The organism is uncultured Sphingomonas sp. (assembly GCF_964237155.1).
Classification (GTDB): Bacteria; Pseudomonadota; Alphaproteobacteria; order Sphingomonadales; family Sphingomonadaceae; genus Sphingomonas.
On record NZ_CAXSHH010000001.1, the window covers coordinates 1 to 13873 of the forward strand.

Sequence of the window (13873 nt, forward strand, 5' to 3'; positions counted from 1 at the left end):
CGCGGCCGAGCGCGGTGAGGCGGTGGAGGCGCAGGTCGAGGATCGCGCGGACCTGAAGGTCGGACAGGCGGTACACGTCGCCCGTCACCTCGTTCTCGACCGCCTCGACGAGCCGCAGATAGCCCGCGATCTCGGCGACGGGCCATTCGCGCATGAGGAGCGCGTGGCGAGCCTCGGTCGCGTTCGCCGAGCCGCGAATGACGCGGACAACCTCGTCCAGGTTTGTGACCGCGACAACGAGACCGAGCAACAGGTGCGCTCGCTCACGGGCCTTGTTGAGCTCGAACTTTGAGCGGCGGGTGATCACCTGCTCGCGGAACTGGATGAACGCCTGGATGATGTCGCGCAGGTTCAGCAGGTCGGGACGCCCACCTCGGATGGCGAGCATGTTCGCCGGGAACGACCCTTGCGCGGGGGTGTGCCGCCAGAGCTGGTTCAGCACCACATCGGGCGTCGCGTCGCGCTTCAGGTCGATGACGATACGGACGCCCAAGCGGCTCGACTCATCGCGGATGTCGCTGACGCCCTCGACGCGCTTGTCCTTCGCCGCCTCGGCGATCTTCTCGACCAGCGCGTTCTTACCTTGTTGGAAGGGAATTTCGGTCAGGACGATCGAGCGGCGGTCGCCCCGGCCCTCCTCGACCACGTGGCGCGAGCGGATGATGATCGAGCCGCGCCCAGTCTGGTAGGCGGATCGGGCGCCCGCCTTGCCCAGGATGATCGCGCCCATCGGAAAATCGGGGCCGGGGACGATCTCGTTCAGTTCCTCGACGGTGATCGCGCCGTTCTCGATATAGGCCAGGCAGGCGTCGATGACCTCACCCAGGTTATGCGGAGGCACGTTGGTCGCCATCCCGACCGCGATCCCGCCGGCGCCGTTGACGAGCAAGTTAGGGAAGCGCGCGGGCAGGACGGCGGGCTCGCGCTCCGACCCATCGTAATTGGGGACGAAGTCGACCGTGTCCTTGTCGAGATCGCCGAGCAGCGAGTTCACCACCTTGGCCAGCCGCGCCTCGGTGTACCGCATGGCCGCGGCCTTGTCGGGATCCATCGACCCGAAATTGCCCTGGCCGTCGATCAGCGGCACGCGCATCGACCAGTCCTGGCTCATGCGAACCAGCGCCTCGTAAATCGAGCTGTCGCCGTGCGGGTGGTACTTGCCCATCACGTCGCCGACGATACGCGCCGACTTGCGATACGGCTTGCCCGCGACGAACCCGCTTTCGGCGGCGGAGAACAGGATGCGGCGATGGACCGGCTTCAACCCGTCGCGCACGTCGGGCAGCGCGCGCGCGACGATGACGGACATGGCGTAGTCGAGGTAGCTCGACTTCATCTCGTCGACGATGGAGATGGACTGGATGGGGTCGTCGAGCAGCGTGTCGTCGGCCAATTGTTCGCTTTCAGGCAGGGGAATGTTACAGGGCGATTTAGGTATCCGGACCCCTTTTGTCACGCGCGCGCGTGCGCGCGAGGGGTTCTTTCCTGTCCCTCCCCCGCGAAAGCGGGAGAGGGTTTTAGGGGCTGACCTCCTTGCCTTCCCAATCGAACAGCTTGCCGCTGTCGACGGGACGCAGCCCCTCCATCATGTCCAACAGCTGCACCGCCGCGCGATCGGGCGCGAACAGGCGGCCGGGCTGGACGTTGCCCTGGAACGGCTTGGAAAGGCCGGTGTCGACCGTGCCCGGATGAAGTGCGACCACGATCCCGCGCGGATTGCGGCGGCGTTCCTCGACGGCGATCGTGCGGATCAGCTGGTTGAGCGCCGCCTTGGAGGCGCGGTAGCCATACCAGCCGCCCAAGTTGTTGTCGGAAATGCTGCCGACCCGCGCCGATAGCGCCGCGAACACGCTCCGGCGATCGCGGGCGAGGAGCGGCAGGAAGTGCTTGGCCACGAGCGCGGGGCCGATCGCGTTGACGAGGAAATTGCGGCGGAGCCAGTCGCCGTCGAGGTCGCGCCAAGTCTTTTCCGGACCGCGGCCGCCGTCATGAAGAAGGCCGGTCGCGACGAACACCAGGTCCAACCCCGGCGCGATCCGCGCGGCCGCGGCGGCGATGCTCGCCTCGTCGGTCAGGTCGAGCCGGCCGTCGCCGGCGAGGGATCGGGCGAAGGCGTGGACCTCCGCATCCTCCTCGCGCAACGCGCCCACGAGCGCCGCGCCGATCCCGCCCGCCGCCCCGATGACGACCGCCCTCACGCCCCGAGCGCCTTCACAGGCGCACGAATCGAAGGCGGTCAGGGGTGCTCGCCTGCACGTCGAAGCGGTAGCCGTCGCGGTCGAAGCCGGGGAGGACGGCGGGGTCCTCGACGCGATGATCGACGACCCAGCGCGCCATGCTTCCCCGCGCGCGCTTTGCGTGAAAGCTGATGAAATGGGCGTCCGCGCCTTCGCGAAACTCGACGGCGACGATGCGGATCGAAGGGGCCAAGTGCTTCGCCACCGCTGCCCAATATTCGTTGCTGGCGAGATTGAGTATCGTGGTCGACCCCGCCGCCTCGAGCTCCCGGCCGAGCGCGGCGGCGATGCGGGCGCCCCACCAGTCGGTCAGCCGGGCATGACGGGGAGCCCAGCGCGTGCCCATCTCCAACCGGTGCGGGCGGATCGCGTCAAGCGGGCGAAGCAAGCCGTAGAGGCCGGACAGCACGCGCAGGCGGTCTTGAGCATGGGCAAGCGCGGCATCGTCCAGCGTATGCGCGTCGAGGCCGTGATATACGTCGCCGGCGAAGGCGAAAAGCGCGGCCCGCTCGGGCGCGGTCGCAAAATCGCGATACCGATCGCTATTGAGTGCGGCGAGCGCGGGCGAGATGCGCATCAGCTCGGCCAGCCGCTTGCGCGACAGCCGCGCACATGACTTGGCGAGCATCTCCGCCTCCCTGGCGAAACGCGGGACGGTGGCGGCGTGCGGCGGCGGCGCGCTCTCGAAATCGAGCGACTTGGCGGGTGACAGGACGGCGATCATCGGCGCGGAAGCGGTAGCCGCGCGCCGCTCCGCGTTCAATCGCGGTTCAGCGGGCGGGCGGCACCGGACGCCCGCGCCTCGCTTGAACGGAACGCCGCGTCCCGGTACGGGTTCGAGCGTGGTCCAAGGCCGATGCCGCCATGATGGAGAGCCCAATGAACACCGTTTCCCGCGCCCTGCTGTCGGCGCTGCTCATGACCGGCGTGGCCGGCGGTGCGATCGTCGCGGCCCCCGCCGCCGCGCAGAAGAAAAAGGCGGATAAGGGCCCCAAGCTGAGCCCGGCCGCGCTGAAGGCCGCGCAGGCCGTGCAGACGGCGACGACGGCCAACGACTTTCCGACCGCCGAAGCCGCGCTGGTTCAGATGGACGCGGCGGTGACGACCGATCAGGATCGCTACACCGCCGCGGCGCTTCGCCTCGATATGGAGCAGGCCAGGCTCCGTGTCGCTCGCGCCGCGAACCCCAACGGGCCCGTCGACCAGAGCCGCTTGGCCGCGCCGCTCGACGCGTTGCTCGCCAGCCCGTTGACCGAGCAGTCCAGGAAGGGCCAGATGGCCTATATCCGCGGACAGCTGGCCTACGACGCCAAGCAGTATCCGCAGACGTTGCAATATTGGCAGCAGGCCAAGCAGCTCGGCTATGTCGATCCCAATCTCGACATGAACGTCATGCGCGTGAAAGAGCTGACGGGTGACTCGCAGGGCGCGTTGACCGACCTCAACGCTGAGATCCAGCGCGCTACCGCCGCCGGGCAGAAGCCTAAAGAGGAGCTGTACCGTTACGGCATGGCCAAGAGCGTCAAGCAACCGGGCCAGGCCGTTCCGTCGATGCAGCGCCTGCTCGCGGCCTATCCGACGGCCAAGAACTGGCGCGACGTGTCGGTCCTGTACGGGTTGCAGCAAGGGTCGGTGGCGACGCTCGACAAGCAGCAGAAGCTCGACCTGTTTCGCCTGATGCACCATACCCGATCGCTTGCCGATCAGTACGATTATCGCGAGTACGCGCAGGATGCCGCCGCCCGAGGACTGCCCGAAGAGGCTAAGCGCATTCTGGACGAGGGTGCGGCAGCGGGGAAGATCCCGACCGGCGGACCCGACTACAAGGCGATGCGGACCGAGATCGCGAAGGCTATCGCCGCCGAGAGTCCGCTCGGGCCGCTAGAGACAAAGGCCAAGTCGGCGGGCGACGGCAAGCTCGCCGCGCAAACGGCTGACGCCTATCTGAGCCAGAACAACAATGCTAAGGCCGCCGACCTATACCGGGTCGCGTTGCAGAAGGGCGGCGTCAACGCGGACGAGGCGAACACCCGCCTGGGCATCGCGCTGGCGCGTCAGGGCGACAAGGAAGGCGCTCGCGCGGCGTTCACCGCCGTCAAGGGCGCGCCGCGGTCGGACTTGGCGCAGCTTTGGATCACGTCGCTGGATTCACCCGTCACGGCCTGACCGGAGATTGGGCATCACGGGAGAAAGGGCGGCGGACGGGCCGCCCTTTTTCATTCGGCCTTGATCGGAATGCCCGACTCCTGCTTGGCGGTGCGGATCGTCAACGATGTCTTGACCCCGGCGACGTTGGGCGCGGGCGTCAAGTGCGTGGTCAGGATTTCTTGAAACGCGCGCAGGTCGGGCGCGACGATTTTCAGGATGAAATCGATCTCCCCGTTGAGCATGTGGCATTCGCGCACCTCGGGGATGTTCGCGACGTGCGCCTCGAACATGGCCAGGTCGTGTTCGGCCTGGCTCCTGAGGCTCACCATCGCGAATACGGTGATCGGATAACCCAGCCGCGTGCCGTCGAGTTCGGCGTGATAGCCCCGGATCGCGCCCGCCTCTTCCAGGGCGCGGACACGGCGAAGGCATGGCGGGGCGGTCAGGCCGACGCGCTCGGCGAGGTCGACGTTGGTCATGCGTCCGTCCGCCTGCAACAACGCCATGATCCGTCGGTCGATGCGGTCCAACGCGCTATAACTCCCGTTCGTGCTTCAATCGGCGGCTCGACTTCTTTCCAACGTAACAATCATGCGTGCAAGCGCAATTGTCCCACAATGCAACGTACCGAAACGGACACTTTGATCGACACGATCGCGCTTTTAACGAGTCGTTAGCAGCGATTTCCACGTTCGCCCAAGGGTACGATCCAGTGCGTTTCGACGACAGCCTCAAGACGGTGCTCGGTTCAGAGGTGGCGACCGGACACGACGCGCAATCCGCTTGGCGGCAGCTCGTCGACCTTGCCGGGCGCGGACGCGTCGCGACCGACGGGCCGGTGCTTGCTCGCCTTCGGATGCTGCGCCCAGCGGTACCGGTCGCGGTTCGAGCGGCGAGCGCGCGGATGCTGGCCCATGCGCGGCCGGACGCGGCACTGGTGGCTTTGTTCGCCGAGGATGAGCCGGCCGTCGCCGCTCCCGTGCTGCGGACGGCGAAACTGGATGACGCGGAGTGGACCGCGCTGCTCCCCCGGCTGTCGCCGGTGCTGCGATCGGTGCTGCGCCGGCGACGCGATCTCACCCCTGAGACGGTGCGGGCGCTCGCGAGCTTCGGGACGGTCGACTTCACGCTTCCGACGCCCGAGCCGGCCGTGCGTGAGCCGCTGCAGCTCGATGCCGCGATGATCGCCGCGCCGGACCCGATCGCGCGCGGGCTGCCCGTCATTGCGGAAACGCCGGCGCGGGGTGAAACGGAGGTCGCGCCGCCGCCGGCCGAGGGATACGCGATCTCCGACCTCATGGCGCGCATCGAGGCGTTCCGCCGCCGCCGTGACGAGGGGCCCTATGTGTCTGCGGCGAGTACCCAGGCGATCGCGGAAACGCCAGGCGAGCGCTTCATGTTCGAGACCGACGCGAGCGGCACGCTGATCGGCGTGGAGGGCGTCGCGCGGGGCGCCCTGGTCGGCCTGTCGATCGCGCATTCCGGCGTTCAGGGCGTGGCGCAGGTCGACGGGATCGCGTCGGGCGGCCTGCGCCGCCGCTCACGCTTCGACGATGCGCGGCTCCAAGTCGGGGGTACGTCGAGTGCGACGGGGTGTTGGCGGTTGACGGGAATACCCGCCTTCGACCGGGACAGCGGTCGCTTCACCGGTTTCCGCGGCGTCGGCCGTCGCCCGCGCACCGACGAGAGCGCGGCCCCGCCGGGCCGGGGTGGAACGCCCAGCCCCGACGCGTTGCGCCAGCTCGTCCACGAACTCCGCACCCCCACCAACGCGATCGCGGGTTTCGCCGAACTGATCGAGAGCGAGCTGCTCGGCCCGGTGCCCCCCGCCGACCGCGCCCGCGCGACCGCCATCCGCGCGCGCGTCGGCGAGCTGCTCGCCGCGATCGAGGATCTCGACACCGCCGCCCGGATCGAAGTCGGCGCGCTGGAGCTTAGGCCCGGACCGCTCCTGGTGCGGCCGATGGTCGAGCGGGTGGTCGCCGATCTCGGTGCGCTGGCCGCGCTTCGCGGGGTACGCGTCCTGATCGACGGCGATGCGGATGCACGCGTGGTCGCCGACGACCGCGCGGCGGAGCGGCTGCTCGCGCGGCTGTTCGCGACGCTCATCGCGGCCGGGACTTTCGGCGAGACGCTGCGCGCAGCCGTACATGCCGATCCGTCCAGCGTCGAAATCGCCATCGACCGTCCGCGCAGCCTGGCGGGGCTCGATGAGGGCGCGCTGCTCGCCTTGAATGCAGGGGAGCACGGGGCGGACCGGGACGTCGACCATCCACTCGACGGGACTCCATTGCTGGGTACAGGATTTGCGATCCGCGTCGCGCGCAACCTCGCCGCCGAGCTCGGCGGCGCGCTCGAGTTCAGGCCCGCGCGCTTGACCTTGCGGCTGCCGACCAGCTTGGGCCGAAGCGCGGAGCATGCGACGACGATCTGAGATGGCAACGCAGCTTCACGCCTGGGTCGGCCTGCCGCGTTCAGCCGCGCGCCGCGCGCATGGCGCGCCGGAAGGCTGGGCCGTAGCGTCGCAGCCCATTCGCCCTCGCTCGCGCCCGGGCACACCCTATATGCGCGCGACGCGGATAAGCTGCGGCGCTTCCGGGCGTGGTGGGACGCGATGTTCGCGCGGCTTGACCGTTCGGCGGTGCGTCTGGCGTCGCCCGAGGACGTGATCGCGGCGGCGGAATCACCTGCAACGGAGACCACACCATGAGCGTCGCATTCCGCCGCGAGAGCGACGAGGAGCATCTGGAGCCCAAATTCGAACTTCCAATCCCGGCGGGACCGAACCTGGTGACCCCGCGCGGGCTGGCGCTGATCGGAGAGCGCCTGGCCGATCTGGAGGCGCGGCTGGCGGGGGCGTCGGATGAGGAGCGTGCGGCGGTCGCGCGCGACCTGCGTTACTGGCGGATCCGGTCGGTGACGGCGACGCTCGCGCCCGCGCCGCCCGCCGACGAGGTTGCGTTCGGATCGCGCGTGCGGGTGCGGATCAAGGGCGCGGAGCGGGTGATCGAGATCGTCGGCGACGATGAAGCCGAACCGGCGGCAGGACGCATCGCCTTTTCGTCGCCTCTCGCGCGCGCGTTGACCGGCGCGATGGAGGGCGAGCGGGTCATATTCGGCGACGGGGTAGAAATAATCGCGATCGAGCCGACCTGAGCGCCGGTGGTCGGGGAGACAGGATTCGAACCTGCGACATCTTGCTCCCAAAGCAAGCGCGCTACCAGACTGCGCCACTCCCCGGGGCCGATGCCCACGCGCATAGCGGAGCTATGCGCGAGAGGCAACGCGCCCGGCCGGCGTGGTTTCAGCCACGACCGACGACGCGGCTTCGCCGCGGTGGGCTCGAGAAAATCGGTGGGCCCGGAGGGACTCGAACCCCCAACCTAGCCGTTATGAGCGGCCAGCTCTAACCATTGAGCTACAGGCCCCACCGCCGGACTAGCCGAGATCGCCCAATGAAAAAAGGGTGCCCTCGCCGAGGCGAGAACACCCTGAACTCACCGTCGGACACGAATCCTTACAGGTTCCGCGCCACATCCTCGGCGACGTCACGGACGTTATCCGCGTCGGCTGAAAGGTTCTCCGAAGCGCCCTCGATCGCCGCCGCCGCATCCGCGTTCGCGGCGTTCTCCGCCAACGCCTCCAGCTGGTCCGCTTCCGCTTCGAGCTTGTCGGCCAGCATGTCGGCATTCACCTCCACCGCGGTCGCCTCGGGCGATCGGGAGCAGGCGGCGAGCGGCAGGAGGCCGATCGCGACGAGGAGAGGGCGCTTCATCGATCGGACCCGCCGTCTTAGTTGACGTCGGTCTCGTTGTCGGCGGCGTCCTCGGCGTTGTCCGCCTTCGTCTGCATGTTCTCCGACGCGTTCTCGAGCACGGCTTCGGCGTTCTCGGTCGGCGCGGCCTCGGCGGCGTCCTCGAGATTGTCGGCCTGCGCCTGGAGGTTGTCGGCTACGGCCTCGCCGGCGGCCTCGTTGCGCTCGGCCTGCGGCGAGTTGCAGGCGGCGAGCGACAGAAGGCCGGTGGCGGCGACGGCAAGTACGAACTTCTTCATGGCAAAACTCCCAAGTACATCGTCAACGACCCCCGGCCGTCGACGAGGCGTTCCGAATACCCGATCAAAATGGTAGGTCAATAGCCAGCGCCTTCTTTTCGCCGCATTTGCCCGAACCTCAAGGCTGCGGCGTCACTGGCCCGAGCTCTTCCGGCGCGTAGGCTACCACGGCCAGCACCGCCGTCCATGCGGCGACATTCTGCCGCATCTGCTCCGGATCAACGCGCTCCAGCGTGTCGTCGGGGGTGTGGTGGATGTCGAAATAGCGGGTGCCCGACTGGTTGAGATCGATCGCGCCGACGCCCAACTTGAACATCGGTCCGACATCCGCGCCGTCGCCCGCCACCGCCGTCCCGCGCGGGATGCCGAGCGGGGCCAGCGCGGCGCCTAGCCGGTCGACGACCGCCGAAGCGTTCGCGGGCAGGTTGGTCTCGAATCGCCAGATGCGGTCCGCGCCGAAGTCCGACTCGGCCGCGACCGCGTGGCGTTCGGTGGCGTGCGCGGCACCGTAGGCGCGGCCGCCGAACACGCCGACCTCCTCCGCGCCGAACCACACGACACGGATCGTACGGCGCGGGCGACGGCCCGAATCCATGATGCGCTTGGCGGCGGCCGTGGTGATCGCCACCCCCGACGCGTCGTCGATCGCACCGGTCCCCAGGTCCCAGCTGTCGAGATGCCCGCCGATCAGCACGATCCCGGCGTCGCGGTCCGTGCCGGGCACTTCGCCGATGACGTTGCCCGACTCCCCTTGGCCGAGCGACCGGGGGGTCAGGACCAGATGCATGGTGATCGGCTTGCCCCGCGCGGCGATCCGCTCCAGCTGCTCGGCGTCCGGATGCGCCAGCGCCGCCGCGGGGATCGGCGTCACGCCGTCCGGGAAGTTGGTGCCGCCGGTATGCGGCAGCCGCTGCTTGTCCGTTCCGATCGACCGGATCACGACCGCGACCGCCCCTTTTCGCGCTGCCAGCGCCGGCCCGACCCGCCGCGCGGGGCCGTAGGCGCCATAGCTCGACCCGTCCTGAGACGGAGCCATGTCGTGGCCGATATAGGCGATCTTGCCGCTGAGCGATCCGTCGGGCGCGGCGAGCAGGTCGTTATATTCGCGGAAGATCACGACGGGCGCGGTGATCCCAGCGGGCGGGGTCGCGGCCGAGTTGCCGAGCGCGGTCAGCGCCAGCTTCTGCGGGAACGGCGCGACGATCTCCGCCGTCTCGATCCCGCGCACCCAGACGGGCAAGGTGAACGGCTCGACCCGCACGTTCTTGAATCCGAGCGCCTTGAGCTTGGCGACCGCCCAGGTCCGCCCGCGCGCCTCCGCCTCCGTTCCCGCGAGCCGTTGGCCGACCTCGGTCGTCAGCCCCTCGGTGATCTCATAGGCCAGATCGTCCTTCAACGCCGCGTCGCGCAGCCGCACGACCTCGGGCGACAGCGCCACAGGCCTCGCGGGCGGGGCGGGGCCGCCGGGCGGCGTGATCGCGGGCGTTTGGGCCAGCGCGGGAGCGGCGAGGAGCGTAGAGAGCAGGAGGCGTTTGATCATCCGCTAGGGCGTAAGGCGGCCCGCTGTGTTTGCCAACGGCAGGGCCGGCGATTACATGCCGCTCCGACTTCCCGATCCTCGCAACACGGAGCACGCGCCCCTCATGGCCGTCCAGTACACCTACGTCATGAAGGGCCTGTCCAAGACCTTCCCCGGCGCGAACAAGCCCGTCCTCAACAACATCCACCTCCAATTCATCCCATCGGCCAAGATCGCGATCATCGGCCCCAACGGCTCGGGCAAGTCGACGCTGATGAAGGTAATGGCGGGGATGGACCCCGACTTCTCGGGTGAGGCCTGGGCGGCCGACGGCATCCGTGTCGGCTATCTGGCGCAGGAGCCGCAGCTCGATCCGGCGCTGAACGTCATGGGCAACGTGCGCCAGGGCGTGAAGGAGAATGCCGACCTGGTCGACCGCTTCAACGCCATCTCGGCGGAAATGGGCGATCCGGGGGACGACACCGACTTCGACGCGCTGATGGAGGAGATGGGCGAGCTCCAGACCAAGATCGACGCGGTCGATGGCTGGGCGCTCGACAGCCAGCTCGAACAGGCGATGGAGGCGCTTCGCTGTCCGCCGAGCGATGCCGACGTGAGCACGCTGTCGGGCGGCGAGAAGCGCCGCGTGGCGCTATGCAAGCTGCTGCTGGAGAAGCCCGACATCCTGCTGCTCGACGAGCCGACCAACCATCTCGACGCCGAAAGCGTCGGCTGGCTCGAGAACTTCCTGAAGGAATATCAGGGCAACGTCATCCTCGTCACCCACGACCGCTACTTCCTCGACAACGTCGTCAACTGGGTGCTCGAGCTCGACCGCGGCCGCTACTATACCTACGAGTCCAACTATTCGGGCTATCTGGAGAAGAAGTCCAAGCGGCTGGAGCAGGAGGAACGCGAGGAGCAGGGCAAGCAAAAGGCGATCGCCGACGAGCTCGCTTGGATGCGCCAGACCCCCAAGGCCCGCCAGACCAAGTCCAAGGCCCGCATCCGCGCCTTCGACGAACTGATGGAGAAGCAGGAGAACCGCGTTTCGGGCAAGGCCGCGATCCTCATACAGCTGCCCGAGCGGTTGGGCGGCAAGGTGATCGAAGCCAAGGGCCTGACCAAGGCTTATGGCGACAAGCTGTTGTTCGACGGGCTCGATTTCACGCTGCCGCCGGGCGGCATCGTCGGGGTGATCGGCCCCAATGGCGCGGGAAAATCGACTCTGTTCAAGCTGATCACGGGGCAGGAGAAGCCCGACTCGGGGACAATCGAGGTCGGCACGACGGTCAAGCTCGGCTTCGTCGACCAGAGCCGCGACGACCTGGATCCGGGCAAGAACGTGTGGGAGGAGATCAGCGACAAGCTGGAGGTGTTCCGCTTTGGCAAGCAGGAGCTTGGCACCAGGGCCTACGTCGCCGCCTTCAATTTCCGCGGCCCCGACCAGCAGAAGAAGGTCGGCCAACTGTCGGGCGGCGAACGCAACCGCGTCCACATGGCCAAGATGCTCAAGGAGGGCGGCAACGTCCTGCTGCTCGACGAGCCCACCAATGATCTCGACGTCGAAACGCTCCGCGCGCTGGAGGAGGCGCTGGAAAGCTTCGCGGGCTGCGCGGTCGTCATCAGCCACGACCGCTTCTTCCTCGACCGCCTGTGCACGCACATCCTGGCGTTCGAAGGCGACAGCCACGTCGAATGGTTCGAGGGGAACTTCGAAGCGTACGAAGAGGATAAGCGGCGGCGGCTGGGCGATGCGGCGGACCGGCCTACGCGGTTGGCGTATAAGAAGCTGACGCGGTAGCGACCCGTTACTCGGGGCGGCGGCAAACCGCCTCTATATTGTGCCCGTCCGGATCGAGCACGAATCCGCCATAATAATCTGGGTGATACAAAGGGCGAGGTCCGGGGGCACCATTGTCGCGACCACCCGCTACGAGAGCGGCGGCGTGGAACGTGTCGACCAGTTCCCGGCTTTCGGCGCGAATCGCGATGTGAAGCTTACCGCGCGTTGCGTCCTGCTCCGCGATCCAGAACCAAGGTCGTATGTCACCGTAACCTGCGAATTCGGCAACCTCGCGGGAGCTTATCAGGCGGCGGATGCCCAGTGGTCCGAACGCGGCATCGTAGAAGGCGCATGATCGCGCGAAGTCTGAAACGCCGAAGGTGATATGGTCGATCAAAGGGCCATCGTATTGATCGTAAGCCCGTCGATGGTCGCTGCTGTGATGCGTTTACCGAACGGCACTTCCCGTCGCTCGCGATATGCGTCACCCAGTGGCGACCACATCTGAATGATTAGTCGTGCGTTTACGTCGGCTACCCAGTATTCAGGGATGCCGAAGCGAGCGTACAGCACCGCTTTTTTACCAATGTCGAACGTCAGAGTTGACGACGAGACCTCGGCGAGCAGCGATACCCAGTCAAGCTTTACGGAGCGATCGCCTGCGAACTGACGCGCGACGATGACGTCAGGCCTTGGAGTATTCACCTCGGACAACGCTACGCTCCCGCCGGTCCCGACAAGAAGATCAAGCTTCTTACGCTCGATCGATCGCCTCAGCTGATATGCAAGTTCGTCCTTCACCCGCATATGCGGGATCCATTCCGGACTTATTACGATGACATCTCCATCGACCAGCTCGGTTTCATGCCCTTCGAACGTACCCGCCTCATCAAGAAGCAGGTAATCGCTCATTCGTAGCTTGTACTTGCGTACGTCCGGCCAGGCGTACGGCAGCTTATCGCTAAGCGGATGTGGGATGCCGACATGAGCGTTCATGCGCGGCTACTATCACTTCTCAGATATCGACGTATCACCGCACCCGCTTCACCCACAGCGCATTCTCCCGCCGGTCCACCTGGAAGTCCGGAACCGACTCGATCAGGTCGCTCAACCGCTTGAACCCATAATTACGCGCGTCGAAGCTGGAGCGGTTGCCGGCGAGCTGGCCCATGACGGACAGGTTGGCGAAGCCCTTGGCGTCCTTCTTTACCGAGTCGTACGCGTCGATGAGGAGCTTCAGGAGCGCGGGGTCGACCTTGGCACCCTTGCCGGAGCGGATCGCCGGGGGGAGGGCGTCGAAGATCGAGCTTGGCTCGGCGTCCAAGTCCGCCGGCGCGGGCGCGCGAGCGGCGGGCTGGTCGCCGGTCGGTTGGACCGGCAGCTCGGGCTCGTCGACCGTGATCGCGCCCACGTCGATGAAGCGGGTGCAGGCGGCGCGGAAGGCGGCGGGCGCGCGCGACGAGCCGAAGCCGTACACCTCCAGCCCGTCCTGACGCAGGCGGGTCGCGAGCGGCATGAAGTCGCTGTCGGACGACATGATCCCGAACGCGCTGATCCGACCGCGGAACGCCAGGTCCATCGCGTCGATCGTCATCTTCATGTCGGTGGCGTTCTTGCCCTTGGTCAGGTCGAACTGCTGCTGCGGCTCGATCGCGTAGCGCAACGACACGTCGCGCCAACCCTTCAACCCAGGCTTTGACCAGTTGCCGTAGGCGCGCCGGACGTTGACCGTGCCGAGTTCGGCGAGGACGGTCAGCACGGGGTCGATCGCCGAGGGCTGGGCGTTGTCGGCGTCGATCAACAGCGCGACATTGGCGACGGGGCGGGTGGACTCGTTCATGCACTCACCCTTGCGCGGCTCGCCCCATGACGCAACGCCGGATCGCTACTCCGCGCCGCCGGTGTGTCCGGAGCGCGCCGCGTTGTTGTCGATCTTGTCGGTCTTCTCCGGGCGCCTGCTCACTTCGGGATCGTGGACGGCGGCCTCCTCGGCCTGCGTCGCGACGTCCTTGGCGAGATGGCCGCCGCTCGACGACGATTGGCCGGGGGTGACCTCGGCGACGGCGGCGTCGATCATTTCGTGATCGTCATGCTCGCGGGCCGATGTGGTGCGGGGGTTCTCCATCATAT

15 protein-coding genes and 2 tRNA genes are annotated in these 13873 nt (G+C 67.5%); 4 read left to right on the plus strand and 13 right to left on the minus strand.

Translation table 11 applies throughout. The features are described from left to right. From ACFE71_RS00005 to ACFE71_RS00015, 3 genes are all read right to left on the minus strand, one after another. Positions 1-1393: DNA gyrase subunit A (locus ACFE71_RS00005; protein WP_375426767.1), on the minus strand; the 1393-nt coding region annotated here is incomplete at its 3' end. Between the two features lie 124 nt (positions 1394-1517). Then, positions 1518-2198: an SDR family NAD(P)-dependent oxidoreductase gene (locus tag ACFE71_RS00010; protein ID WP_375426768.1), complete on the minus strand. Its 681-nt coding sequence runs from the start codon at positions 2196-2198 to the stop codon at positions 1518-1520. A gap of 13 nt (positions 2199-2211) precedes the next feature. Beyond that, positions 2212-2961 carry a YaaA family protein gene (locus tag ACFE71_RS00015; RefSeq protein ID WP_375426769.1) on the minus strand — a complete coding sequence of 250 codons (750 nt, stop codon included), beginning with the start codon at positions 2959-2961 and terminating at the stop codon, positions 2212-2214. A gap of 155 nt (positions 2962-3116) precedes the next feature. Here ACFE71_RS00015 and ACFE71_RS00020 point away from each other — a divergent pair, with 155 nt between their 5' ends. Next, the gene (locus ACFE71_RS00020; protein ID WP_375426770.1) at positions 3117-4403 is read left to right on the plus strand and encodes a tol-pal system YbgF family protein; all 1287 of its coding nucleotides are present in this window, start codon (positions 3117-3119) and stop codon (positions 4401-4403) included. A 50-nt stretch (positions 4404-4453) separates the two neighbouring features. Here the strand turns inward: ACFE71_RS00020 and ACFE71_RS00025 are convergent, their stop codons facing one another. Next, positions 4454-4915, minus strand: a complete 462-nt coding sequence (locus ACFE71_RS00025) for an Lrp/AsnC family transcriptional regulator (RefSeq protein WP_375426771.1) — start codon at positions 4913-4915, stop codon at positions 4454-4456. Positions 4916-5097: 182 nt separating this feature from the next. Here ACFE71_RS00025 and ACFE71_RS00030 point away from each other — a divergent pair, with 182 nt between their 5' ends. Both ACFE71_RS00030 and ACFE71_RS00035 read left to right on the plus strand, forming a co-directional pair. Continuing rightward, the gene (locus ACFE71_RS00030; RefSeq protein WP_375426772.1) at positions 5098-6819 is read left to right on the plus strand and encodes a sensor histidine kinase; all 1722 of its coding nucleotides are present in this window, start codon (positions 5098-5100) and stop codon (positions 6817-6819) included. A gap of 272 nt (positions 6820-7091) precedes the next feature. Next, positions 7092-7541 carry a GreA/GreB family elongation factor gene (locus tag ACFE71_RS00035; RefSeq protein WP_375426773.1) on the plus strand — a complete coding sequence of 150 codons (450 nt, stop codon included), beginning with the start codon at positions 7092-7094 and terminating at the stop codon, positions 7539-7541. Positions 7542-7548: 7 nt separating this feature from the next. On the opposite strand, the gene ACFE71_RS00040 is transcribed toward ACFE71_RS00035, so the two are convergent. The 5 genes from ACFE71_RS00040 to ACFE71_RS00060 form a co-directional block, all read right to left on the minus strand. Continuing rightward, positions 7549-7625: transfer RNA gene (locus tag ACFE71_RS00040), tRNA-Pro, on the minus strand. A 115-nt stretch (positions 7626-7740) separates the two neighbouring features. Beyond that, positions 7741-7813: transfer RNA gene (locus ACFE71_RS00045), tRNA-Ile, on the minus strand. Between the two features lie 89 nt (positions 7814-7902). Next, positions 7903-8160, minus strand: coding sequence for a hypothetical protein (locus ACFE71_RS00050; RefSeq protein WP_375426774.1), 258 nt, complete (start codon positions 8158-8160; stop codon positions 7903-7905). Between the two features lie 17 nt (positions 8161-8177). After that, on the minus strand, positions 8178-8438 hold the full coding sequence (locus ACFE71_RS00055; protein ID WP_375426775.1) for a hypothetical protein: 261 nt from the start codon (positions 8436-8438) through the stop codon (positions 8178-8180). Between the two features lie 118 nt (positions 8439-8556). Beyond that, a complete protein-coding gene (locus ACFE71_RS00060; RefSeq protein ID WP_375426776.1) occupies positions 8557-9978 on the minus strand; it encodes a M20/M25/M40 family metallo-hydrolase in 1422 nt (473 codons plus the stop codon). A gap of 103 nt (positions 9979-10081) precedes the next feature. On the opposite strand from ACFE71_RS00060, the gene ettA reads away from it, so the two are divergent. After that, a complete protein-coding gene (gene ettA, locus ACFE71_RS00065) occupies positions 10082-11761 on the plus strand; it encodes an energy-dependent translational throttle protein EttA (protein ID WP_375426777.1) in 1680 nt (559 codons plus the stop codon). Between the two features lie 7 nt (positions 11762-11768). Here ettA and ACFE71_RS00070 read toward each other — a convergent pair whose 3' ends face one another. The 4 genes from ACFE71_RS00070 to ACFE71_RS00085 are packed head-to-tail and all read right to left on the minus strand — an operon-like array spanning position 11769 to position 13871. After that, positions 11769-12140: a VOC family protein gene (locus ACFE71_RS00070; protein ID WP_375426778.1), complete on the minus strand. Its 372-nt coding sequence runs from the start codon at positions 12138-12140 to the stop codon at positions 11769-11771. Next, complete coding sequence (locus ACFE71_RS00075) at positions 12137-12739, minus strand: Uma2 family endonuclease (RefSeq protein WP_375426779.1); 603 nt, start codon at positions 12737-12739, stop codon at positions 12137-12139. Before ACFE71_RS00075 ends, ACFE71_RS00070 begins: the two co-directional genes overlap by 4 nt. A gap of 34 nt (positions 12740-12773) precedes the next feature. Beyond that, positions 12774-13583 (minus strand): NYN domain-containing protein, encoded by an 810-nt coding sequence (locus ACFE71_RS00080; RefSeq protein ID WP_375426780.1) that lies wholly within the window; start codon positions 13581-13583, stop codon positions 12774-12776. 45 nt (positions 13584-13628) lie between these two features. After that, positions 13629-13871, minus strand: coding sequence for a hypothetical protein (locus ACFE71_RS00085; protein WP_375426781.1), 243 nt, complete (start codon positions 13869-13871; stop codon positions 13629-13631). Between the last annotated feature and the right edge of the window lie 2 nt (positions 13872-13873).

Excerpts from the sequence above, each read along its gene's own strand:
- ACFE71_RS00015 (WP_375426769.1), bottom strand. The coding sequence starts at position 2,961 with ATGATCGCCGTCCTGTCACCCGCCAAGTCGCTCGATTTCGAGAGCGCG.
- ACFE71_RS00020 (WP_375426770.1), top strand. The coding sequence starts at position 3,117 with ATGAACACCGTTTCCCGCGCCCTGCTGTCGGCGCTGCTCATGACCGGC.
- ACFE71_RS00035 (WP_375426773.1), top strand. The coding sequence starts at position 7,092 with ATGAGCGTCGCATTCCGCCGCGAGAGCGACGAGGAGCATCTGGAGCCC.
- ACFE71_RS00050 (WP_375426774.1), bottom strand. The coding sequence starts at position 8,160 with ATGAAGCGCCCTCTCCTCGTCGCGATCGGCCTCCTGCCGCTCGCCGCC.
- ACFE71_RS00055 (WP_375426775.1), bottom strand. The coding sequence starts at position 8,438 with ATGAAGAAGTTCGTACTTGCCGTCGCCGCCACCGGCCTTCTGTCGCTC.
- ACFE71_RS00060 (WP_375426776.1), bottom strand. The coding sequence starts at position 9,978 with ATGATCAAACGCCTCCTGCTCTCTACGCTCCTCGCCGCTCCCGCGCTG.
- ettA (WP_375426777.1), top strand. The coding sequence starts at position 10,082 with ATGGCCGTCCAGTACACCTACGTCATGAAGGGCCTGTCCAAGACCTTC.
- ACFE71_RS00075 (WP_375426779.1), bottom strand. The coding sequence starts at position 12,739 with ATGAACGCTCATGTCGGCATCCCACATCCGCTTAGCGATAAGCTGCCG.
- ACFE71_RS00080 (WP_375426780.1), bottom strand. The coding sequence starts at position 13,583 with ATGAACGAGTCCACCCGCCCCGTCGCCAATGTCGCGCTGTTGATCGAC.
- ACFE71_RS00085 (WP_375426781.1), bottom strand. The coding sequence starts at position 13,871 with ATGATGGAGAACCCCCGCACCACATCGGCCCGCGAGCATGACGATCAC.